We start from the raw sequence: 24860 nt of genomic DNA, 5'->3' as shown, positions 1-24860 counted from the left end.
ATGCTACTTTTTAATATGTAAATTATATTATTTATTTAACTTAGACTATTATATTTATAAATAAGTAAGCGCATGTTTATAATCTAGTATTTCATCTAGTTTATCTTCAGCAATTAAATTTTTTTCAATAATTAAAGATTTTATTTTTTTTGGATTATTTTCACTTTCATTTATTATTTTAGTAGCCATATCATATCCGATATAAGGTGTAAGTGAAGTTATAAGAACTAGTGAACTATCTAGATGCTTTTTACAATTTTCTTCTACAGGCAAAATAAGTTCTATACACTTACTTCTAAATATTTTTATACTTTCTTTCAAAATATTTAAACTTTCTAATAAGCAATCTGCGATTAATGGCATAAAAGCATTTAATTCAAAATTTCCACTGGCAGCACACATAGATATAGCTTGGTCATTTGCCATTACTTTGATAGCCACTTGAGTCATCATTTCAGGAATTACAGGATTTACTTTTCCAGGCATAATTGTACTACCTGATTGAAGTTCTTTAAGCTTAATTTCTCCGAAAGCTTGACAGTTCATAAATCTCAAATCAGTAGAGATTTTCATTAAGTTAACAGCAAGAGCTTTTAAAAGTCCAGAAACTTCTACGAAAACATCATTATTTTGAGTTAAGTCAATAGGGTACTCAGCTCTAGCAAGGCCAATATTTGTAATTTCTCTAAGAAAATCTATTACTAAATAAGTATATTTTCGATTGGCATTACTACCTGTTCCAATAGCTGTACCACCTAAGTTTATTTGTCTTAATCGCTCTTCAACTTTATAAATTCTCCATCTATCTCTTGCAATAGCTTGTGCATAAGCACCAAATTCTTGGCCTAGAGTTATGGGCATAGCATTCATCAATTCAGTTCTTCCAACTTTTAGTATGTGTTCAAATTCTATTTCTTTTTTTTGTAAGCTTTCCTGTAGTTTACTGCATTCATCGCTTAAATCTCTAACAAGATTTATACATGCAATTCTAAGAGCAGTAGGATAAACATCATTAGTAGACTGAGACATATTTACATCATCTAAAGGATGTATGTAATCATATTCTCCAACTGATTTATTACATAATTTAAGTGCTAAATTTGAAATAACCTCATTAACATTCATATTAGTTGATGTACCAGCTCCACCTTGTAGTGAATTTGTTATAAATTGATTATCAACCTCTCCTCTAAGAACAATATTGCATGCTTCAACTATAGCATTTGATTTTTCTGCATCTAAAAGGTTTACTTTTTTATTTGCTAAAGCAGCAGCTTTTTTTACTTTAACAATTGCATATATTAAATCTAGAGACACTTTATCTTTACTTATATTAAAATTAGATGAAGCTCTTTTTGTTTGTATGCCATATATTTCATTTTCATCTAATAAAACTGTTCCAAATTTATCTATTTCTTCTCTCTTAGTTATCATATATTCCTCCTACTCTTCTTCTAACAAATAAGAAATATAAGGGAATGGTTCAACTGTTCTTTTTAATATTCCTTGTATATATGATATTAATATTCCGTAATTAGTTATTGGTATATTTTGATCTTTGGCACATTTTACTCTATACTTCATTTCTCTTTCATTTAAAGTACATCCACCACAATGTATAATCATTTTATATTTAGATAAATCACAAGGGAATTCTGTTCCGCTGGTAAATTCAAAGTTAAGCTGTTTACCAGTGTGTTGCATTACCCATCTAGGAATTTTTACCCTACCTATATCATCACATTGACGGTGATGAGTACATCCTTCAGAAATTAAAATAGTGTCACTATCTTTTAAAGATTCTAAAGCTCTAACTCCTTTTATAGTTTCTTCTAAATCACCTTTGTATCTGGCAAATAAAATAGAAAATGAAGTTAATAAAATATCTTTTGGAGTGTCTGCAGAAACTTTTGCAAATACTTGACTATCAGTTATAACTAACTTTGGTTTTTTACCTAAATTTTGCAAGGTTTCCTTAAGTTCGTATTCTTTAACTACTATGGCTGTAGCATCAGCTTCTAAAATATCTCGAATAGTTTGTTGTTGAGGCAAAATTAGTCTTCCCTTAGGAGCAGCTTTATCAATAGGTACAACTAATACTACAAAGTCAGAAGGACTTAGTAAATCAGCAACAATTTGAAATTTAGGCTCATCTGTAGGAGCTTGTTTAGCTATCATTTCTTTCAATTCATGTATATTTTCCTTAGTAGTGGAACTTACCCAAATAGTATTAGAAAGATTATTTATATTTTTGGAATGATTTTCTTTTACTATATCTAACTTATTCATAACTACAATATAAGGAATATTTTTTTCTTTAAATCTATTAATTAAAGCTTCGTCTTCTGGTGTAGTACCTAAAGTTCCGTCAACTACTAAAATTCCTATATCAGTTTTGTTTAAAACCTGGTAACTTTTTTGCACACGCATTTTACCTAGTTCTCCCACATCATCAAGACCAGGAGTATCTATAATTATTACAGGTCCTAAAGGTAGTAGCTCCATAGCTTTTGATACTGGATCTGTAGTAGTACCTTTTATATCAGATACTATAGCTAGACTTTGATTTGTTATTGCATTTATTACGCTGGATTTTCCTGCATTACGCTTTCCGAATATGCCTATATGAACACGTTCAGCAGAAGGTGTACTATTTAATCCCATTATCATTGCCTCCCAATTTTTATATATAATAAATTATAGCACAGTAAAAATCTAATTATAAAAAAATTGAAAAATGTAGGTATATATAAATATTGATTAAGATTTGTAAAAATAAAAACTGGTAAATTTATAGTTACCAGTTTTAAAGGTTTGATTTGATATTTATTTTGAAGGAGATGCTAATATATATAATATTTTAATAGATTAACTGCTTTCTAATTTAAGAATATATAATGATGTATTACCTTGTCTAAAAAGAGCACATGTATCTATAAAAAAATTAGTTTTACTATCATCATTTATATACATCAGCATATTACTTAAGCTTAATTCATACAAAGCTATGGTATATAAGATTGTAGAATATGTTCTTCTGAGTTGTATATCAGTTTCAGTTGAATGGGCGTTTGATATTTGTTTAGAGTTTGATACCAAAATGGATTCACAAAATTTTATATCTTTTGTTAATTCATTAATATTTAGAGGCTCATCTCCAGTTATTTCTTTTATCATAACATTTATTCTATTATTAACCGTATCTAAATCTTGTATTGCAGTTTTAACGATAGTAGGTTGACAATAGGATGTATTTGTAAAAAGTATAATAAAACAAAGGGTTAATGTTAAAAATTTTTTCATATTTTCCTCCAAGTATATAATGTTGTCAAATTTAGTATTTATTCAATACTTGGTAATATTCGCATAAATAACAATATTATAAATAATTAAAGTAATAATATGTTAATAAAAATTTTAGTTGGATTTCATATAATAAAACAAAAATACCTTGCATTACAGAGTATTATATATTATATTTATCATATTAATACCTTGCATTATAGAGTAGTGATTAAATAAACTTAAAAGTAGGTGAATTATGGAATTAAACAAAGAGGCTCTAAAAGGACATATAGATACATTGATTTTATCTATATTAAATAAAGAAGATTGTTATGGATATGAAATAGCAAAAAAAGTGAGGATAAAATGCAATAATACATTTGAGTTAAAAGAAGGGACTATGTATTTGGCACTAAAACGTATGGAGTCAAAATCGCTGATTGAATCCTACTTGGGAGGGGAGTCAGGAGTTGGAGTAAGACGAAAATATTATAAAATTACTGAAGAAGGAAAAGAAGCTCTAACTATAAAAAAGAAAGAGTGGTACTTTATTCAAAATATAATGAATTCATTTTTAGAGGAGGAAAATTAAAATATGAAACAAATAGATGAATACTTAGATAGTTTATATAAAGAGGACAAAAGTAAAGAAACAATAAGCCTTAAGTTAGAAATGAAAGAGCATTTATTGGAATCGGTGAAAGAGTTAAAGGATGAAGGTTATAGCCAAGAAGAGGCTATTAAAATATCAATTGACAGATTTGATGGTGGGATAGAAATGGAAGACGAGTTACAAGGAATTATTAAACAAGCTTGGTTTGAAAAAAATAACATAAAAAATAAGATGACTAGTTTATTTAGAAATATATTAATTTTAAGTGTACTAGTTTATGCATGTTTGACTTTTTATAACAACAAAATGATTGATTATCATACGCAAATATATGACAAAGTAAGTAAGGATCTACATAGAACAATTACAGATATAAATAATCCAAAACAATATAAAAATAAATTAGATAATATGTTAAATGAAAAATATGGGGAAGTAAAACAGCTAAAAATTTATTCAAATGAAAATAATGAGTCTAAAGAAAATTTGAAATATAATTATACTAAAGGAAATTTAGCAAATACTCGTTATTTTGAAAGTAGTAATGATGACTTAGGTAATGTTAATAAATTACACTTTGAACTTGGGCTAAAAGGTGGCCTATATTTAATTTCTGATAAGTTACTATTGATAGATTTATTCGTTGGATTAGCAGGATTTATTGGATTTATTTTATCAAAGCTAGATATGTTAGATAAATTCTATGTTAATAGAAAGTATAAAGAAAGCTTATAAATTATATGATTTAGGGCATTAAAATTATTAAAAAGGAGAATAACATATGAAAGATAAGATAGTAGTTTTAACTGGTGGCTCCAATGGAATTGGAAAGAGTATATTGGAATTATTTTTAGCAAAAGGTGCAAAAGTCTGTTTTATAGATATGGACAAAAATAGTGCTAATACTTTAATTAATAAATATGGGAATGATAATTTATTATACTGTTATGGAGATATTGCAAATGAAGATACATTAAAAGAGTTTGTTAATATGATTTTATCAAAATACAATAAAATAGACTATTTAATTAATAATGCATGTATAAGTAAGGGAGGAATTTTATCTGACTGTAGTTATGATGATTTCAACTATGTATTAAAAATAGGGATTAGTGCACCATATATGCTTTCAAAATTGTTTATGAATAATTTTAATGAAAATGGTGCCATAGTGAATATTTCATCTACAAGGGCTTTTATGTCCCAAGCTAATACAGAAAGTTATAGTTCAGCAAAGGGTGGAATTAGTGCTTTAACTCATGCTCTAAGTATAAGTTTAGCTGGAAAGGTAAGAGTAAATTCCATAAGTCCTGGTTGGATTGAAACTAAAGATAATGTAAAACATTCAAAAGAAGATAAATTACAGCATCCAGTAGGTAGGGTTGGTAAAGTTTCAGATATTTCTAATATGGTTATTTTTTTATGTAGTGAAAAAGCAAGTTTTATAACTGGTGAAGATATTAAAATAGATGGCGGCATGACAAAACTAATGATTTATAACGATGACAATGGATGGGATTATTCAATATAATGATATAAAGTATAAAAACTAGATGAAATTCCCGGTTTTTATACTTTTTTCTTTACCTGAATAGATATCTTAAGAACAAAATCATCCGGATTTTTTACACAAACTTGATCAATTAAAACATCTTCATAAGCTAAGCCAATTATTTCTAAATTATTTTTATCCATAAACTGTAAAAGTTTCTTATAAATAATAGGAGCCTTTGAATAATAGCCCTTTAAGTATCCTACTAAATAAGTTCCCTTAGGCTTAATTATAACATTTTCATAATTACAATTTTTATTTACTCTTATGTAATAATAACTATAATTACTATCTTCAAGTAAATCTTCCTTTGTTTTTATAGAACCGCCAGCATATCCAAAATTCAAATCATTGTCATATGCAAGATTTAAAAGATTAACATAGGCATTAATATCATAAGCATCTTCATTTTTATTAATTAAACTATTTAATTTATTTTTATCTATTAAGTCACTTAAAATAATATATTCTTCTTCTTGTTCTTCCAGTAAAACATCACATTTTATATTATTTGCTTCTTTAATAAGTTTAATTTTGTTAGACATGACTTCTTGTTTTCTTTTAAGTTTATTTATTTCTTTCTCGATTTCTTTAGTTTCATATTCAAAAAGTTCTAACATATTTTCTGGGGTTCTATTATCCATATATTCCTTTATTTCCTTTAGGGGCATACCTATATCTTTTAAAGTATAAATAATATTGAAAGTTTCTAATTGATACTCAGAATAATATCTATATCCAGTAGGCATAACTTTTTCTGGTTTAAATAAATTTATTTCATCATAATAAAAAAGTGTTTTTTTGTGAATATTACACAGTTTTGCAAATTCACCTGTGGAAAAATATTTTATATTATTGTTCAATTTTTATAATCCTCCTTATTGACTATCCATTAACAGGATAGTTTATTATAAGATAAGTAAGTTTATATTGCAAGGAGGTTAACTTGAAAAAAGATACCCGAAGGGATTGCACACTAAATAACTCCCTTTAAATATTAAAAAAAATAAAAACGGAGTTTGTGGAAAATTGATTTACTGGTTAATTATCATGTAATTCCAAGTGATTCTTCAACTTGTGTTTGAACTACAAATCCTTGAGTTTGTAGATATTTAATCATCCTATCTATAGATTTAGTTTGATTTACACAATCACTTAAGTAAGAATCGTATAATGAAGAATTAAATTCTTTATTATTTAGTAACATATTGTAACAACAAGTAAGTAGCATTCTTGAAATAGCTATTATAGCTCTCTTATGTCCACGTCTTTTTTTAATAGATTCATATCTATATTTAAAGTAAGGACATGATTTATCTTTAATAGCTGCATTGGCACATTGAACAAGCAAAGGTTTTAAATATAAACCGGCACGACTTATACGAACACTTTTCTTTTTTCCTGCACTTTCATTGTTCTGAGGCGTTAATCCTGCCCAAGAACAAAGGTGCTTTGATGTATCAAATTTAGACATATCAACACCTATTTCAGAAATTATGCCTACGGCAGACTTAGGTGTAATTCCTGGTACGGAAGAAAGTAAAGATATTTGATCCTGGTAGTCTGAAGAAATGATAGAAATTACATTATCTAGTTGGGTCAAACAATTATTTATATAGTCAAAATGGTTAAATGAAACTCTCATTTTGCTTGATTGCTCTTTAGATATATTGCCTTGCATAGATAGATTTATTTCTTCAGCTTTAGGTAGTAGTCTAGCATGAAGAAATTCAGTATAATCAATATTCAGCTTTTCGGGATGATCCAATGCATATTTAATAATAGCTGAAGAAGATTTACCAAATGTATCAGATACAACGCTAGAAATCATTAAGTTAGATACAGTTAATGAATTTTGAATTCTGTTTTTTTCACTAGAACGAAAATTAACTAATTTACTTCTGTATCTCATTAAATCTCTAAGTTCTCTGATTTGTTTTGGAGGAATAAAACTCCCCCTAACTAGACCATGCTTGTGTAAATCTGTAATCCATAAAGAATCACGTTTATCAGTTTTTTTACCAGGAATATTTTTTATAAATTTAGGATTTGCAAGTGTAATATTACAAGTATCTTCAAGAATGTTATAGATTGGTAACCAGTATTTACCGGTACTTTCCATGCATATTTCAGTACAATTGTTACTTAATAACCAGTTTTTGAATTCAATTAAATTATGGGTAAATGTTTGAAAGTTTTTAGTTTTATATGTTGTGATATTTTTAGAATTAGTAGAAGCAATTGTAGCTACTATAAATTTTTTGTGAACATCAATACCACAACATACTGGATGAACAATTTTAAGCATTTTATCACCTTAAATAAAAAATTAAGTAAGTAAACATTGACTGAATATCCTAGTTTTTTAACGGTCTTTGCTAAAACAAAGATTAACTTACGTGCTCATGGCACAATTATTTGTACTTAGATAGATATTCGGCACAAGTTTTTATGCGGATTTGCCGATAGGCACTTTTCTCACTTACCCCGCCGTGCTCTGTAGTATATTTACTTACTTATTAGATTTATTAACGAAAAATGTATGTATTATACCATTTTTCATCCAATTTTGTGCCTTGAGCACAGCGAAAGGAATGATAGTTTTTATGGAAAATTCATTGGAAAAGAAAGTCACGTTGACTTCTTTAATAAAATATACTTTGCCAACTGTAATAATGATGATGTTTTTTTCATTATATACTATAGTTGATGGGATGTATATATCTAAATTTATAGGTGCAAATGCACTTTCTTCCACAAATATTGTTTATCCTGTAATTAATGTATTAATAGGAATAGGAGTTATGTTTGCAACAGGAGGTAGTGCAATTGTTGCTAAAACAATGGGAGAAAATAAAACTGAAGAGGCAAGACAGTACTTTACTCTTATTACCATAAGCGCTATTATAGTAGGAATTGTTGTTGAAATCATATGTATTATTTTTATAAATGACATAATATATGCACTAGGATCAACTCAGTCTTTATTTTTTTATTGTAAAGAATATTTATTCTTTATGATAATTTTCACGCCATTTATAATATTAAAACTTTATTTTGATTATTTTTTAGTAACTGCTGGAGTACCTAATCTAGGGCTTTTAAGTTCTGTTGCTGGTGGGATTTTAAATATAGCTTTAGATTACGTATTTATAGTTCAACTAAATATGGGAGTTAGAGGTGCAGCCTTAGCTACTTGTATAGGATATGTTTTACCAAGTATAGTAGGTATAATTTACTTTTTTAACAAAAAGAATTTGCTATATTTTGTAAAGCCTAAATTTAACTTTAAGGTTATTTTAAGAAGTTGTTTTAATGGTATGTCAGAGATGGTAACACAAATATCATCAGCTCTTACAACTTTTTTGTTTAATATTGTTATGATTAAATTTTTAGGAGAAGAGGGAGTAGCATCTATTACTATTATGCTATATATGCAATTTTTATTAAATGCAGCTTATTTAGGATTTACTTCAGGGGTATCGCCTAGAATTAGTTATAATTATGGAAGACAAGATGAAAATCAGGTAGAAAAATTATTTAAATATAGTATTATAATAATTTCAGCATTTGATGTAATAACATTTATAATGTCTAGAGCTATGTCAGAAATATTAATATCCTTATTTGCTACAAAAGGAAGCACACTATTTGAGTTAAGTCATAATGGGTTTATGATATTTTCCATATCGTTTTTAGTGGCAGGAATAAATATATTTGGTTCTGGAATGTTTACAGCTTTTTCAAATGGAAAGATATCTGCTATTCTTTCCTTACTTAGAACTTTTGTTTTCTTCTTAATGGGTATATTTGTATTACCTAGAATTATGGGAGTGGATGGAGTTTGGCTAGTAGTTCCTTTTGCCGAAGTTGCTACTATGTTAGTGTCTTTAATTTTTATGTATAAATATAAAAAGAAGTATTTATATGATAATGCATTTGCTTTTAAAAGAAAAATAAGTGTTAGTTAATATATTAAAATTGAATATTATTTTATATATGAATAAAAAAGGATATAATTATAATAGTAAAAATAAGAAATAATGGAGGTAAAATGATTTTGAATAATATAATATGTGAATTAAGAGTGTATCAAGAAAATGATAAAAAACATAATCACTCCTATGGTCAATTGATTTTACATAGTGGAAATAAATAATTTAATATCTATTAAATCTGTTTTTTCAGTTGGAAGCTATAATTTGAAAAATATAAAATCACCAATATGTTTAACTGTTGGAGAAGAAGCAAAGAAATTATTAATTAAATATGCAGATGCAAGTAATATATACGTAATAATGGTTAATTAACATAAAAATATAAATAATATATAAAGTAGGGGCGTTACAAAAATGTAACGCCCCTGCTTTTATGTTGATTTTAGTAAAGTAAAGTTTTATTCCGATAGATACTAAGTATAAATGATTTATACTTATAGGCAAAGATAAGTCACTTAATAAATAATAATAAATGAAAAGTATCTTTTATAAGCATAATAAATTTGTTAGAATAATTAAAAATAGATTTTAAATTTGTAATTAAACTTTAAGCTATTAAGGGAGAGGATAAAATGTTAGAAGTTATAAAAAATAGACGTTCAATAAGAACATACATAGATAAAGAAGTGGAAGAAGAGAAAATACTTGAGATTTTAAAATCAGCTATGCAAGCGCCATCTTCAAAAAATTCTTCACCTTGGGAATTTGTTGTTATAGATAATAAGGAAATTTTATCTAAACTGTCAAAAACTCATCATAAATCAAAGCAAGTTAAAGATGCTAATCTATGTATAGTAGTTACAGGAAATAAAGAAAGATTCCTAAAGCCTGGTAAGTGGATACATGATTTGGGAGCATGTACACAAAATATTTTATTAGAATGTACTAATCAAGGATTGGCTTCTTGTTGGGTAGGAGTTCACCCTAAGCGTAAGGTTATGGATAAAGTTAAAGAAACTTTGAATTTACCTGAAAATTTAATTCCATACTCTATTGTAGCAATAGGTTATAGTAATGAAGAAAATAAATTTATAGATAAATTTGATAAAAATAAAATCCATAGAAATAGATTTGAATAGCAGGTACTCATATGAATAATATAGAAGTATTTAAAAATATTAAGCAAGAAAGTAAAGTTAATTTAGAAAACATACTTAGAACTAGAAAATTATCGAAGAAAGAAATTCTTTTTTATGAAAGAGATTTAGTTGATAAAATTTATTTTATTAAAGAAGGTAAAATCTCTTTATTTAAAATAAATGAAAGTGGTGAAAGAAAAATTATCTTTATACTTTCAAAAGGGAAAATGATAAATGATATTTTCATAGATGAGAATAAAAGTAGTGCAATATCATGTGAAGCATTTGAAAAAAGCACTTTATTAGAGTGCAATTCTAAGGATTTTATGAAGATTATGGAAAGTGATTTTACTTTAACTAAAAATGTATTAAATCATTTGCAAAATATTAATAGAAGACTTTATCGACAACTTAAAAACTCCATATCCATAAGAATGGATAAAAAGCTTGCTGCCAAACTTTATAGGATGGGTAGAGAATTTGGTGTAGAAAAAGATGAATGGACTTTGATTAATGCTAACTTAACTATAACATATATTGCGGATATGCTTGGATGTAAAAGAGAAACTCTATCTAGGTCTATGAAAGTCTTACAAGATGAAAATTTAGTTAAAATAGAAAATAAAAAAGTATATATTAAAAGAGATGAACTGTCATTATATTTTAAAAATACATAGATGAAAGTGATAAAAAATAGTGAAATCATTAAGTGCCTACATTTTGGTAGGTACTTTTTTATTTTTGAAGTTAAAATTCATAATTTCTTCATAAACTTGTGATTAATATCACAGACTTTGGGTAATATGCCGTGTTATTATTTTTTTAACAAGTCAAAGGGAGGAGAATATATGAAAATTAAATTAGATAAACAAAGATTTAATCAAGGTTTGGAAAAATTAAAGTTAGAATACAAAATATTAGCGCCTGTGACAAAACCCTTCAAAGGCACTTTTTCTGATACGGATTTAACAAAATACGAAGAAATTGAAAGAATAGAGGATATAGAGCTTAATAAAAAGTCTAATTTCTCTGCAAAAGAAATAATGTTGCCAATAAATCAAATACTTTTTTATTTTACTGAAAAAGAATTTAAAACAAGTGATGTAGATGATAAGAAATTATTAGTTTTTCTTAGAGCTTGTGATTTAAATGGAATAAAAAGATTAGATGAAATTTACTTGAAAAATGGAATGGAAAAGGATTTCTTTTATGAAAGACTAAGAGAAAAAGTTAAGTTTGTTCTAATAGGATGCAAAGAAAGTTATAGAAATTGTTTTTGTGTAAGCATGAAGTCAAATAAAGCTGACAACTATTCTATGGGATTAAGCTTAAGAGAAGATGAAGTTTATTTAGATATAAAAGATGAAGATTTAAATGTATTTGATGGTGGAGAGTGTGACTTTGAAGTAGATTATGTTAAATCAAACCATATTTCAGTAGAAGTACCAAGAAACATAAATCCTGTTGAATTATCAAAACATGAAATGTGGAACGAATATGATGCAAGGTGCATAGCTTGCGGAAGGTGTAATTTTGTCTGTCCAACATGTACTTGCTTTACAATGCAAGATGTTTTCTACAAAGAAAATGAGAAAGTAGGAGAGAGAAGAAGAGTATGGGCATCATGTCAAGTAGATGGATATACTGATATGGCTGGTGGACACTCATTTAGAAAAAAACAAGGTGAGAGAATGAGATTTAAAGTAATGCACAAAATTTATGACTTTAACAAAAGGTTTGGATATGACATGTGTGTAGGATGTGGAAGATGTGACGATGCATGTCCACAATATATATCATTTTCTCAGTGCATAGATAAAGTTAAAAAAGTAGTTAATGAGGAGGAAAAATAAATGAATGCTTATATACCAGTGGCAGCACCAATAATAAGTATAGTAAAACATACAGAAATTGAATGGACTTTTAGAGTAGAGACTTCTACTAAAAATGTACTTCCAGGAAAATTTTATGAAATATCCATACCAAAATACGGAGAATCACCAATTTCAGTAAGTGGATATGGAGAAAACTATATAGATTTTACTATAAGAAACGTGGGAAAAGTAACAAGTGAGCTATTTAACTACAAAGTAGGAGATAAATTCTTCATAAGAGGACCTTATGGAAATGGCTTCGATGTAAGTTTATACGAAGGAAGGGAAGCTGTGGTTGTTGCTGGAGGAAGTGGTTTAGCGCCAGTAAGAGGGATAGTTGAGCACTTCTACCATAATCCAGAGAAATACAAAAGTTTTAAATTAATAGTAGGTTTCAAATCTCCTAAGGATGTATTGTTCAAAGACGACCTAAAAAAATGGAGTAAAAAATTAGATATTCTTGTAACAGTTGATGGAGCAGAGGAAGGATATGAGGGAAATGTAGGTCTTGTTACAAAATATATTCCTCAATTAAATATAGAAGATATAAATAATATGTCGGCTATAGTTGTTGGACCACCAATGATGATGAAGTTTACTGTTGGAGAATTTTTAAAAAGAGATTTAGATGAAAAAAATATATGGGTTTCTTATGAAAGAAAAATGTGCTGTGGTGTTGGTAAATGTGGACACTGTAAAATGGATGACACTTATATTTGTATAGATGGCCCTGTATTTGATTATTCATATGCAAAAAATCTTATAGATTAGGGGGAAAGATAATGTTAAGAGATGTAAATACTAAAAAAGTAATGAAAAATGCTTATAGAATTACTAAACAAAAATATGAAACTTCTCTAAGAGTCAGAATTCCTGGAGGATGCGCAGATCCAGAAAGTTTAATGATAGTTTCAAAAATAGCTAATGAGTTTGGTAATGGACAAATTCATATTACAACTAGACAAGGTTTTGAAATTCTTGGTATCAAAATGGAGGATATGGAAAAAGTAAATAAAATAATTCAACCTGTTATAGAAAAGATGGATATTAATCAAGAAACAAAAGACTCGGGCTATCCAGCAGCGGGAACTAGAAATATATGTGCTTGTATAGGAAATAAAGTATGTCCAAAGGCACAATACAATACTACTGAATTTGCAAAAAAAATGGAAAAGGCAGTATTCCCAAACGATTTACATTTTAAAATTGCTTTTACAGGATGTCCAAATGATTGTATAAAAGCAAGAACTCATGACTTTGGAATAATAGGAATGACACTTCCTTTATATGATAAAAATAGATGTATATCTTGTGGTGCTTGTGTAAAAAAATGTGAAAAACTTTCTACTGGCGCTCTTAAAATGGAAAACTACAAGATAGTAAGAGATCATGACAAATGTATAGGATGTGGTGAGTGTACATTAAACTGCCCAACAAGTGCATGGACTAGAGATGAAAATAAATACTACAGATTAGCTATTATGGGTAGAACAGGTAAGAAAAATCCAAGACTTGCTGAAGATTTTCTAGTTTGGGCTAATGAAGAATCAATTATAAAAATAGTTCTTAATACTTATAAATATGTCAAAGAATATATAGATAAAGATGCTCCAGGGGGAAAAGAACATATAGGATATATAATTGATAGAACTGGATTTATGGAATATAAAAAATGGGCCTTAGAAGGTGTAGAGTTTGCAGATATAGTTAAAGTAAATGAAAATATTTATTGGAGCGGTATAAAATATTAAAAATTCAGGAGGGTTTCTTATGCATAATGAAACAGTATTAAAATTAAGTAATTCATCAAAAAATAAGATTAATTTATTAAACCGTAGTAAATTAAAATACTTAGTATCATCAGCTTTTGCAGGACTATATGTGGGATTAGGAATCATATTAATATTTACAGTAGGTGGATTATTAAGTGCAGCAAACTCTCCTACAACAAGAATCATAATGGGATTATCATTTGCAGTGGCACTATGTTTAGTAATAATGACAGGAACAGAATTATTTACGGGAAATAACATGGTTATGACTGTAGGAAGATTAAATAAAAGTGTTTCAACTAGAGATATGGGTAAAGTATGGCTATTCAGTTTTGTAGGAAATCTACTTGGCTCTATACTAGTTGCAGGATTTTTCGTTGGAACAGGTCTAGTAAATAAAGGTCCCGTAATGGAATTTTTTGCAACGACTTCTATAGCCAAAGCATCAGTACCACTTATACCTTTATTTTTTAGAGGAGTTCTTTGTAATATATTAGTTTGCGTAGCAGTTTTATGTTCGTTTAGAACTAATGACGATACAGCAAAAATACTTATAATATTTTTATGTTTATTTGCTTTTATAACTAGTGGATTTGAGCATAGTGTTGCAAATATGACAGTATTATCTATAGCATTATTATCACCAGCTATTCATGGTGCAACTTTGACAGGGGCTGTTTACAACTTAGTTGTAGTGACTCTTGGAAATATGGTTGGAGGAGTATTAGTAATGGGACTAGGAGTTTTTATAATGGGAAGTGAAGATGAAAAATAGAAAGAATTAGGCAATAAGCAATATAAATTAAATATAGAATAATTACCTCCAAAATAACATAAATATGATAGTTGAAAATTAAATTAAACATTTACCTTAAATTGTTTAAATTTAGATTTAATTGTTGATTGTTATATGATATATGAACGTTATAAGATATATCTAATAATTAATATGTCTAAATTGGTAGCAATTTGTATATATATGTATTAATATATATATGTAATATTTGGAAACTATCCATATAAAAAAGATTTAAGCAATTGGGGGATTTTATGAAAATTTATATAGCAAGGCAACCTATTTTTACTAGTGATAAATTGATATTTGGCTATGAATTATTATATAGGAATAGTAACGAAAATCGATTTGCAAATATTAATGAAGATAAGGCTACTAGAGAGTTAACTTATAATGTTTTATCAGAATTTGATTTGTATTCTTTGATTAAACAAAAGTATGGTTTTATAAACTTTAGTAAAGAATCATTAATGTCTGATATACCTTTGCTTTTCGACTCAGAGAATATTATAATTGAAATTTTAGAAAATACATCTATGGACCAGGAATTAATAGATAGGGTTGCTTTTCTTAAATATAAAAGATATACATTAGCACTTGATGATTTTATTGATGATGGTACATATGATGCACTGTTACCATATGTAGATATAATAAAAGTTGAATATAGTTTACTTGCCCCAGATACTCGAAGAAAAATAGCTAAAAAGTACAAAGCTTCTAAAAAACTTGTTGCGGAAAGAATTGAAACTGAAGATGACTATGTAAATGCAATGAAAGATGGTTATACTTTATTCCAAGGTTATTATTTTAGTAAACCAATAATGATATCAAAAGACAGCCTTAGTATCGCATCATCATCTTATTCACGTTTATGGGAAGAAATATCAAAAGGAAATCCTGAATTTGGTGATTTAGAAGAAATAATAAAATTAGATGTGGGATTGACTTATAAATTATTATCCTTGATGCAGACATCTTTATATTATAGAGGGACTAAAATTAATTCAGTAAAACAAGCCTTAGTACGTTTAGGAATAAGGGAAACTAAAAAATGGATAATGCTTTTATTTCTACGTGATATGTCATGCGAAGACAACGATGAATTTGCAAAATCATCTTTATTTAGAGCTACATTAATGGAAAAAATCATAACTAAATTAGATTATAATCATATGAGGCATGATGCATATATGGTTGGACTATTATCATTAATAGATAATATTTTAGAAGATGATATATTGTCAATTTTAGATTCTTTAGGATTATCTGAAATAGTTAAAATGGCATTTATAAATAAAGAAGGAGTATTATATGATTCTTTAGAATGCATAAAAAAATATGAATCAAGTAATTGGGATATAGTTGAGAAATTTAATCGAAATTATAATTTAGATAAAGAGATAATTTCCTCTATATATTTAGAAGCATTAAGATATGCTGATGCAATGTTTACCCAGCTTTAAACAATTTATAATTTAACAGGAATATAAAAGGTGATATTTTAAAATATAAACTATTTGAAAATATCACCTTTTATATGATATTTTTGTGGGGAAATAATTTCTCATAACGAAAAAGATATACCCTTTATTTGAACTATGTTACTATATTTAGTAGGAGATAAAAAGGAGGGTGAATGAGTGGAAAGGTTTAAAAAAATAGTATTATTTTTAATGCTTATGGTAATGTCAATAAATATATTTTCATTTAGAGCATATGCAGAAGATGATGGTTACTATATAAAAAATATGGACGTAAAGGTGGATGTAAATGACAAAAGAGAATTTAAAATAACAGAAACTATAGATGTATATTTTAATGAAGAGCGTCATGGAATTATTAGAAGTATACCTACATCTACACGATTGGAAGATTATAAGATAAAAGACGTATCAGTAGAAGGAGCACCTTATGAAATAGAAGATTCTTTTGACATGAAGATAAGAATAGGTGATGAAGATGAAACTTTAAGTGGCGATAAAACTTATACAATTACATATACTATAGAAAATTATAACGAAGAAAGATCAGAGGGGGATTACATTTATTTAAATGTTTTAGGAGATCAATGGGATACAAGGATTGAAAATTTCACATCAACAATAACCTATCCTAAGGAAGCAAATTTTAAAAAAATAAATATTACTGATGGTGAATATGGTAGTAAAGATTCAAAAAACTCACAATATAAAGTAGAAAATAATAAAATTTATATCAAGTCAATAAAAACTATACAACCTTACAATGCAATTACAGTAAATGCCATGTTAAATGAAGGTGCTTTCAAAAATGCACCAATAAAACAATATCCGTATACAATCCAAAATCAGTTTATAAACATTAATATAACAGATGATAAAAAATATGAAATACAGCGTGATTTCAAAATAAAAATAAATAAGAATTATACAGGCGAAGAGAAACTTATGATTGATTTATTTGACATTATAAAAGGTGAAAATTTTTATTTATTAGATATGAGCGTAAATGATAAAAGTGTATTATATAATGAAAAATATGGAATTATTACTTTAGATAACAATAGAGATGAGTATAACTTTAAAGTATCATATACAATTGAACCTAGGCTTAGTGATGATATTGTATTTAAGATAGCAGGTACAACTTTAGACGGAAAATTAGAAAATCTAAAAGTAAATGTTAACTCACCATTTTTTATAGATAATGCAACTGTGGATTTTAATGAAAAGGGAGCTAATTTTGGAACGGATAGATTTAATTTAGAAAAAAATGATAACAATGTAGTATTTACAAATAAAAATACTATATACGTGGGTGAAGATATAAAACTTAAGATTGATATAGATCAAGATTTATTTGTAAGACCTTTACCGATATCTGGGAATATTGTAAAATTCAGTTCGCCTATGATTTTACTTCTAATTGTGTTTTTATTTTTTAGATTCAGAGACAAAAATCCAATAACACCAGTGGTTCAATTTTATCCACCTAAGTCTATGAATAGCGCAGAAGTTGGCTATGGTTTCAATGAAGGGATTAGTAATTTACAGGTTACATCTTTATTATTCTATTGGGCAAGTGAAGGATATATAAAAATCATTATGAAGAAAAAGAATAAGTTCACTATTGAAAAGTTAAAAGAAATTGATAATAATCATAAATCTTATGAGAAAAAATTATTTAATAGTTTATTTAAATATGGAAATGGTAAAAAAGTAACGGGTGAAAAATTAAAAACTTATTTTGGAGAAGAAGTAAGTAAGGCAGTAAAAGGTGTGAAAGAAGAATTTAAATATGAGAAAAAATTGAGAGATAGTGCTTCTAAAAAAGCAGGATTTTTATTAAGTATAATATCTGCAGTACCTATAATATCATGTATGATGGTAGCTAGAGATGTAGATCATGGCTCCATAATAGGATATATTATGTTTAGTATATTACTATTAGTTTTACATCTTGGATTTTACTTAGTTTTTTATAAGTTGCTGAAGAAGAGACATGGCTTAATTAAGAAAAAAAATAAAATTATCGCTGTAGTGGTTATTAGTTTTATTTATTTAATTATGATAATATTGCCATTTTTATTTACTGACTTAGATGCTTTCATAATAATAGTTAGTATAATAGTATCTTTGATTGGAAATATTTTAAGTAGTTGTGTGCCAAAAAGAAGTGATTATGGAAAAGAATTACTAGGTGAGATAGTCGGGTTTAGAAACTTTATGGAAGTAGCAGAAAAAGAAAGATTAGAAGCTTTGTTAGAAGAAGATCCGGAGTATTTTTATAATACTCTTCCTTATGCACAAGTTTTGGGAGTGACTAAAAAATGGGCAGATAAGTTTAAAGATATTTCTATGGAGCAACCATCTTACTATGATACTTATTATCCATTAAATAACTATATTGCTTTAAATATGTTTGTAAATGATTTAAATAAAGTAGAATCTACAGCAAGTTATACGATAGATACTTCTTCTGGTAGCTCTGGAGGAGGATTCGGAGGCGGCGGATTTAGCGGTGGAGGCTCTGGAGGTGGCGGAGGCTCAAGCTGGTAGGATTAAGCAAATATAATTTGAAAAATAAATGGAGGTGTAATAATGACGGGAATTATTATTGTAGTAGTGGCAGGTGTTGTGGTAATATGGGGTGTTGCAACATACAACAAGCTTGTATCGCTTAGAATGAATGTTAAAGAAGGATTTTCTACTATAGATGTATTCTTAAAGAAAAGATACGATCTTATACCTAATTTAGTAGAAACTGTAAAAGGATATGCAACTCATGAAAAAGAAACTTTGCAAAATGTAGTGAAGGCAAGAGGAAATGCTATTACAAGTTCTCCAGAAGATAAGTCAAAATATGAAGGAGAATTATCAAATGCTTTAAGTAGATTATTAATGCTTTCTGAAAACTATCCAGACTTAAAGGCTGATAATCAGTTTATAAATTTACAAAAAGAATTAAAAAGCATAGAATCAGAAATTGAAAAATCAAGAAGATATTACAATGGAACGGTGAAAAATCTTAATAAAAATATTCAAAGTGTGCCTAGTTGTATAATTGCGAGTTTATTTAAATTTAAAGAAGAGCAATTCTTTGAATTGGAAAATTCTGCAGAAAGAGAAAATATTCAAGTGAAATTTTGATTTGAAAAATAGTAAAAATTAATTGTAGAGATCATGAATTATATAAAAAAGTCATTGGAATTACTTTATCCAATGACTTTTTTATATGAAAATAGAAGTATATTATAAATAAAAATACATCTTAATTTAAAAATAAAAATTATAAAACAGATAAAATTAGAAATAATTTGTTTAGGTTAAAAGGTGGCGGGTATATATATCATCGTAAGTAAGTATTAAGATTTAAAATTGATTACTAAAAATAAAAGAATATAAATAGAATGATGGAGGAAATATAAAATGAAAAAATTTGTTTGTACAGTATGTGGTTATATATATGAAGGAGAAACTGCTCCAGAAGTATGTCCAGTATGTAAAGTAGGAGCTGAAAAGTTTGAAGAAATGAAAGGTGAAATGAACTGGGCTGACGAGCACAGAATAGGTGTAGCTCAAGGAGTTGACGAAGAAGTAGTTGAAGGATTAAGAGCTAACTTTGTTGGTGAATGTACAGAGGTAGGAATGTATTTAGCTATGTCAAGGCAAGCTGATAGAGAAGGATATCCAGAAGTTGCAGAAGCTTACAAAAGAATAGCTTTTGAAGAAGCAGAACATGCTGCTAAATTCGCTGAATTATTAGGAGAAGTAGTTGTTGCTGATACTAAGAAAAACTTAGAAGCTAGAGTTGAGGCTGAATATGGAGCTACTGAAGGAAAATTAAAAATAGCTAAAAGAGCTAAAGAATTAGGATTAGATGCTATACATGATACAGTTCATGAAATGTGTAAAGATGAAGCTAGACATGGTAAAGCATTCTTAGGATTATTAGAAAGACATTTTGGAAAACAAGCTTAATATAAAAAATCTAACAATAAAAAGATAGAGAGTTATTAAATAATAGCTCTCTATTTTTTTTATCATAGTTTGACAGAGATCATTGAAATACTAAACTGTAATAGCCTCCTATACAAATGTAGGGGGGATTATTTTGTTAATTTATTATTTATTCTGTGAAAATATGGAAATTTTTGCAATGGTTATGATACAATGGTTACAAAAGGGTTACAAAAATTACAAAAAAAGTTACAGATTGAGGTGATGTGTGGAATATGATTTTTAACAAAAATACAAAAACTATTTCCAAAGGAATGGCGGTAGGTATATTAGCTACAAGTATTATGCCGACAATAGCAATAAATGAAAATGTGGAAGCTAGTAAAGTTAAGAGCAGCAAAGTTGTAGAAGTTACATGTGATGCTCTTAATGTTAGAACAGGATCTAGTACAAAATATTCTATAGCTGGTACAGTAAGAAAAGGAACAAAACTTGAATATATATCAACATGCAGCAATGGATGGTATAAGGTTAAATATAAAGGAAGTACTAGATATGTAAGTAATAAATATTCAAAATTAAAAAGTGATTCGACTTCAACTTCCACTTCAAAAACTGTGGAAGTTACAGCAAGTAGAGTTAATATAAGAAGTGGAGCTGGAACAAAATATTCTATAGTAGATACAGTAATCAAAGGAACAAAATTTAAATACATATCAAGATGTAGTAATGGTTGGTATAAGGTTGAGTACAAAGGAAGAACAAGATATATTACGGATAAATATACTAAAATTTCAGGATTGGCAAGTACATCAGATTCAATAAAGAAAGTAGGGAAGGTTACAGCATCAGCACTAAATGTAAGATCAGGTGCTTCAACTAAATATAGTGTTAAAAAAACAATTAAAATGAATAGTGTTGTTGGAGTAATATCTTCATATAGTAATGGATGGTCTAAAGTAAAATTATCTAGTTCAACTACAGGATACGTATGTACAAAGTATTTAAAAGTATATGCTGGAGATTCAAGTGATATAAAAGTAAGCTATAAAACAGCATCTTCATCCTCTTCTAATAAGCCATCAAGTAGTTCTAAACTTGATACAGTATTATCTACAATCAAAGCACAAGTAGGTAAACCATACGTTTATGGTGCTGCAGGGCCGAATTCTTTTGACTGTTCAGGGCTTACATATTACGCTTATAAAAAATCAGGAACATATCTAAATAGAACGTCTAGAGATCAAGCTAAAAATGGGAAATATGTAAGTAGAAGTAATTTAAAAGCAGGTGACTTAGTATTTTTTAATAGTGGTACAAATTCCATTAAACATGTGGGAATGTATGTTGGTAATGGTAAATTTATTCACTCACCAAGTCCAGGAAAATCAGTAAAATACGAAAATTTGTCAACATCATATTATGCTAAAGGATATGTTACGGCAAGAAGGATAATATATTAGATCATTGTTGTTTTAATAATAATTATAGATTTTAAAATATACATATTTATAAAAAATCACCTATATATGAGGTGATTTTTTATTGTGAAATATAAAATACAAGATTAAAACGCATAAAAAATAAAAAAAACAAAAAAATGTTCGTAAAAAAACTTGTAAAAAATTGGAGGAACATATATAATTAAAACTGAAAATACGAACAATTATACGTAAATAAACAATTTAGTTTTGGATTAGGGGGATTTTATGAACGAAAAAGTAATTTATCAGCTAGATGGAAGACCTAAATTAACGGAAGCAATACCATTAGGTTTGCAACATATTTTGGCAATGTTTGTAGGAAATGTTACACCACTTATAATAATCTCAAATGTTTTAAACCTGGATGCTGCTACAAAAGCATCGCTAATACAATGTGCCATGTTTGTATCCGGTATAGTAACATTAATACAATGTTATCCACTTGGGCCAATAGGAGCAAAACTTCCTATAGTAATGGGAACTAGTTTTGGTTTTGTGCCTGCTGCTACAGCAATAGGTGTTAAATATGGAATACAAGGAATACTAGGAGCTTGTTTAATAGGAGCGTTATTTGAGGTGTTAGTGGGTGGATTAGTATTAAAACGTATAAGAAAATATTTCCCACCAGTAGTTACAGGAATAGTTGTTTTAACTATGGGAATTGCACTTTTACCAACTGGAGTTAATTATTTTGCAGGTGGTGTAGGAGCAGCTGACTTCGCTTCACCATCAAATTTATTTTTAGGAACAATCGTACTTATAACAGTTATATTTTTTAAACAATATACTAAAGGAATGCTTAGTATATCATCAGTACTTATTGGATTAATAGTTGGATACTTAGTTGCTATACCTATGGGTAAAATAGATTTTTCTTCTCTATCTCAGGCTGCATTTATATCTATACCAGTGCCATTCCAATTAGGATTTTCATTCCATATGGATGCTATAGTAGCTATGATATTTGTATATATGGTTTCAACAGTAGAAACTATAGGAGATACAACAGCCATAGCAAACTCTGGTCTTGGACGTGAGGCGAGTGAAAAAGAAATAGTTGGAGCAGTTTTAGCAGATGGTCTAGGGAGTTTTTTAGGAGCTATATTTAATGTACTACCAAATACATCTTTTGGTCAGAATGTTGGTATAGTAGCTATGACAAAAATAGTTAATAGATTTGTTGTTGCAACAGGAGCTTTCATATTAATAGCAGCAGGTATATTCCCAAAAGTAGGAGCACTTATATCTTTAATGCCAGCTAGTGTACTTGGAGGAGCTTCTATAGTAATGTTCTCTATGATAGTAGTAAGTGGTATAAGACTTATAACTACTGATAAATTAACTGAAAGAAATGCAATGATAATTGCTGTATCATTAGGATTAGGACTTGGAGTTTCTTATGTTCCAGGATTCTTTGATGCTTTTCCAGAGTCTATACAATTAATATTTGGAGAATCTAAAACTGTATTACCTGCCATATTAGCAGTAATACTTAACATGGTTTTACCTAAGGAAGAAATGTGCGAAGAAAAAGCACTTACTGCATAAATAAAAAAAGATGTATAAGAAATTCTTATATGTCTTTTTTATTATGAAAATAAAATACTTGCAAATACGAACGATATCATAAGTAAATGCTGAAATGTTTGGAAAAAACTAGTTAGTTATGATATAATATACAAGGTTAAAATTATAATGACAAAATATATTTTATGGGAGGAAGTATTATGTTTACACTAATGGAATTAGTGCAACCTCAGTCACTTGAACAAGCTTATGAGATACTTACAAAAAGAAAAAACAATATAGTTATAGGAGGTAGTGCTTTTCTTAGAATGGGGAAAAAAAGAATAGGCACGGGGATAGATTTATCTGCCTTAAACTTAGATATTATAGAAGAAAGTTCAGATTATATAGAAATAGGAGCCACGACTACACTAAGACATCTAGAAGTTAGCCCTATATTAAATAAATACTTCGATGGAGTTCTACCAAAGGCAGTAAAAGATATAATAGGTGTTCAATTTAGAAATGTAGTAACTGTTGGAGGCAGTGTATTCTCTAGATATGGTTTCTCTGATTTAATAGTAGGATTACTTGCGCTACAAACAGAAGTAGAGTTATATAATGGGGGAAGAATATTATTAGAAGAATTCCTTAATAAAAAATATGAAAAGGATATACTAGTTAAATTATATATAAAGAAAAATGATTCAAATGCTATATATAAATGTATGAGAAATTCAAGAAGTGATTACCCTATATTAAATGTAGCTATATCTAAAGAAAATGTTAACTTAAAAATATGTGTAGGTGCTAGACCTCAAAGAGCAACTATAGCAGTTAAAGCAAGTGAATTTTTATCAGAGAATGAATTAAATGAAGAAAATATAATAAAAGCAAGTGAAATAGCTGCGGAAGAATTAGTATTTGGTTCAAATATGAGAGCTAGCAAGGAATACAGAAAAGCTATATGTAAATCACTAGTTAAAAACGCTTTAATGGAGGTATCATCATGTTAATCACAATGAATGTAAATGGAAAAAAAGCTGATATAGATGTGGAAGCTGACGAATATTTAGTAGATACATTAAGAAGAGTAGGAAATCTAAGTGTAAAAAGAGGTTGTGACACAGGATGTTGTGGGTTATGTAGTATTTGGATAGATGGAAAACCAACTTTATCATGTTCTACATTATCTGTGAGAGCTAATAATAAAAATATTACAACAATAGAAGGTTTACAAGAAGAAGCAAGTGAATTTGCCAAGATACTTGTAAAAGAAGGTGCAGAGCAATGTGGATTTTGTTCACCAGGATTTATAATGACAGTAATAGCAATGAAAAGAGAGTTAGAAAATCCAAGTGAAGAAGAAATAAAACATTATTTAACTGGAAATCTATGTAGATGTACAGGATATATGGGGCAACTTAGAGCAATAAAGACATACATGGGGGTAAAGTAAT

Annotated in this window: 23 protein-coding genes; 18 read left to right on the top strand and 5 right to left on the bottom strand. The window is 28.0% G+C overall.

Annotated features, from left to right (window positions below; genetic code table 11):
* Positions 1 to 54 precede the first annotated feature (54 nt).
* The 3 genes from TVTCOM_RS11765 to TVTCOM_RS11755 all read right to left on the bottom strand — a co-directional run bounded on the left by TVTCOM_RS11765 (position 55) and on the right by TVTCOM_RS11755 (position 3303).
* Complete coding sequence (locus TVTCOM_RS11765) at positions 55 to 1434, bottom strand: aspartate ammonia-lyase (RefSeq protein WP_434796471.1); 1380 nt, start codon at positions 1432 to 1434, stop codon at positions 55 to 57.
* A gap of 9 nt (positions 1435 to 1443) precedes the next feature.
* Positions 1444 to 2664, bottom strand: coding sequence for a [FeFe] hydrogenase H-cluster maturation GTPase HydF (hydF, locus tag TVTCOM_RS11760; RefSeq protein WP_434796470.1), 1221 nt, complete (start codon positions 2662 to 2664; stop codon positions 1444 to 1446).
* A gap of 204 nt (positions 2665 to 2868) precedes the next feature.
* A complete protein-coding gene (locus TVTCOM_RS11755; RefSeq protein ID WP_434796469.1) occupies positions 2869 to 3303 on the bottom strand; it encodes a hypothetical protein in 435 nt (144 codons plus the stop codon).
* Positions 3304 to 3541: 238 nt separating this feature from the next.
* Between TVTCOM_RS11755 and TVTCOM_RS11750 the strand changes: the two genes are divergently transcribed.
* Genes TVTCOM_RS11750 through TVTCOM_RS11740 form a run of 3 tightly spaced genes read left to right on the top strand, consistent with a single transcriptional unit; the run spans position 3542 to position 5429 of the window.
* The gene (locus TVTCOM_RS11750) at positions 3542 to 3877 is read left to right on the top strand and encodes a PadR family transcriptional regulator (protein ID WP_434796468.1); all 336 of its coding nucleotides are present in this window, start codon (positions 3542 to 3544) and stop codon (positions 3875 to 3877) included.
* Positions 3878 to 3880: 3 nt separating this feature from the next.
* Entirely contained in the window at positions 3881 to 4633 is a 753-nt protein-coding gene (locus tag TVTCOM_RS11745) for a permease prefix domain 1-containing protein (protein WP_434796467.1), read from the top strand.
* A gap of 46 nt (positions 4634 to 4679) precedes the next feature.
* The gene (locus tag TVTCOM_RS11740; RefSeq protein ID WP_434796466.1) at positions 4680 to 5429 is read left to right on the top strand and encodes an SDR family oxidoreductase; all 750 of its coding nucleotides are present in this window, start codon (positions 4680 to 4682) and stop codon (positions 5427 to 5429) included.
* Between the two features lie 38 nt (positions 5430 to 5467).
* Here TVTCOM_RS11740 and TVTCOM_RS11735 read toward each other — a convergent pair whose 3' ends face one another.
* Entirely contained in the window at positions 5468 to 6313 is an 846-nt protein-coding gene (locus TVTCOM_RS11735) for a MerR family transcriptional regulator (protein ID WP_434796465.1), read from the bottom strand.
* A gap of 185 nt (positions 6314 to 6498) precedes the next feature.
* Positions 6499 to 7758 carry an IS110 family transposase gene (locus TVTCOM_RS11730; protein ID WP_434796464.1) on the bottom strand — a complete coding sequence of 420 codons (1260 nt, stop codon included), beginning with the start codon at positions 7756 to 7758 and terminating at the stop codon, positions 6499 to 6501.
* 268 nt (positions 7759 to 8026) lie between these two features.
* On the opposite strand from TVTCOM_RS11730, the gene TVTCOM_RS11725 reads away from it, so the two are divergent.
* From TVTCOM_RS11725 to TVTCOM_RS11655, 15 genes are all read left to right on the top strand, one after another.
* Positions 8027 to 9421 carry an MATE family efflux transporter gene (locus TVTCOM_RS11725; protein ID WP_434796463.1) on the top strand — a complete coding sequence of 465 codons (1395 nt, stop codon included), beginning with the start codon at positions 8027 to 8029 and terminating at the stop codon, positions 9419 to 9421.
* A gap of 599 nt (positions 9422 to 10020) precedes the next feature.
* The gene (locus TVTCOM_RS11720) at positions 10021 to 10527 is read left to right on the top strand and encodes a nitroreductase family protein (protein WP_434796462.1); all 507 of its coding nucleotides are present in this window, start codon (positions 10021 to 10023) and stop codon (positions 10525 to 10527) included.
* A gap of 11 nt (positions 10528 to 10538) precedes the next feature.
* Complete coding sequence (locus tag TVTCOM_RS11715) at positions 10539 to 11204, top strand: Crp/Fnr family transcriptional regulator (RefSeq protein WP_434796461.1); 666 nt, start codon at positions 10539 to 10541, stop codon at positions 11202 to 11204.
* A gap of 171 nt (positions 11205 to 11375) precedes the next feature.
* A complete protein-coding gene (gene asrA / locus TVTCOM_RS11710; RefSeq protein WP_434796460.1) occupies positions 11376 to 12380 on the top strand; it encodes an anaerobic sulfite reductase subunit AsrA in 1005 nt (334 codons plus the stop codon).
* Positions 12381 to 13172, top strand: a complete 792-nt coding sequence (gene asrB / locus TVTCOM_RS11705; RefSeq protein ID WP_434796459.1) for an anaerobic sulfite reductase subunit AsrB — start codon at positions 12381 to 12383, stop codon at positions 13170 to 13172.
* 11 nt (positions 13173 to 13183) lie between these two features.
* On the top strand, positions 13184 to 14152 hold the full coding sequence (asrC, locus tag TVTCOM_RS11700) for a sulfite reductase subunit C (RefSeq protein ID WP_434796458.1): 969 nt from the start codon (positions 13184 to 13186) through the stop codon (positions 14150 to 14152).
* A gap of 19 nt (positions 14153 to 14171) precedes the next feature.
* Positions 14172 to 14948 (top strand): formate/nitrite transporter family protein, encoded by a 777-nt coding sequence (locus TVTCOM_RS11695; RefSeq protein ID WP_434796457.1) that lies wholly within the window; start codon positions 14172 to 14174, stop codon positions 14946 to 14948.
* Between the two features lie 275 nt (positions 14949 to 15223).
* On the top strand, positions 15224 to 16435 hold the full coding sequence (locus TVTCOM_RS11690) for an EAL and HDOD domain-containing protein (RefSeq protein WP_434796456.1): 1212 nt from the start codon (positions 15224 to 15226) through the stop codon (positions 16433 to 16435).
* A 177-nt stretch (positions 16436 to 16612) separates the two neighbouring features.
* The gene (locus tag TVTCOM_RS11685) at positions 16613 to 19009 is read left to right on the top strand and encodes a DUF2207 family protein (protein WP_434796455.1); all 2397 of its coding nucleotides are present in this window, start codon (positions 16613 to 16615) and stop codon (positions 19007 to 19009) included.
* A 42-nt stretch (positions 19010 to 19051) separates the two neighbouring features.
* The gene (locus TVTCOM_RS11680) at positions 19052 to 19600 is read left to right on the top strand and encodes a LemA family protein (protein ID WP_434796454.1); all 549 of its coding nucleotides are present in this window, start codon (positions 19052 to 19054) and stop codon (positions 19598 to 19600) included.
* Between the two features lie 279 nt (positions 19601 to 19879).
* Positions 19880 to 20431, top strand: a complete 552-nt coding sequence (locus TVTCOM_RS11675; RefSeq protein WP_434796453.1) for an NADH peroxidase — start codon at positions 19880 to 19882, stop codon at positions 20429 to 20431.
* 254 nt (positions 20432 to 20685) lie between these two features.
* On the top strand, positions 20686 to 21873 hold the full coding sequence (locus TVTCOM_RS11670) for an SH3 domain-containing protein (RefSeq protein WP_434796452.1): 1188 nt from the start codon (positions 20686 to 20688) through the stop codon (positions 21871 to 21873).
* Positions 21874 to 22119: 246 nt separating this feature from the next.
* Positions 22120 to 23442 (top strand): uracil-xanthine permease family protein, encoded by a 1323-nt coding sequence (locus tag TVTCOM_RS11665; RefSeq protein WP_434796451.1) that lies wholly within the window; start codon positions 22120 to 22122, stop codon positions 23440 to 23442.
* Positions 23443 to 23621: 179 nt separating this feature from the next.
* Positions 23622 to 24416, top strand: a complete 795-nt coding sequence (locus TVTCOM_RS11660; protein ID WP_434796450.1) for an FAD binding domain-containing protein — start codon at positions 23622 to 23624, stop codon at positions 24414 to 24416.
* Complete coding sequence (locus TVTCOM_RS11655; RefSeq protein WP_434796449.1) at positions 24410 to 24859, top strand: (2Fe-2S)-binding protein; 450 nt, start codon at positions 24410 to 24412, stop codon at positions 24857 to 24859. Before TVTCOM_RS11660 ends, TVTCOM_RS11655 begins: the two co-directional genes overlap by 7 nt.
* Position 24860: the final 1 nt, after the last annotated feature.

The organism is Terrisporobacter vanillatitrophus, from assembly GCF_051148895.1.
Lineage (GTDB): Bacteria > Bacillota > Clostridia > Peptostreptococcales > Peptostreptococcaceae > Terrisporobacter > Terrisporobacter vanillatitrophus.
The sequence above is the reverse complement of the archived record's forward strand: the minus strand, read 5'-3'. Positions and strand labels throughout refer to the sequence as shown.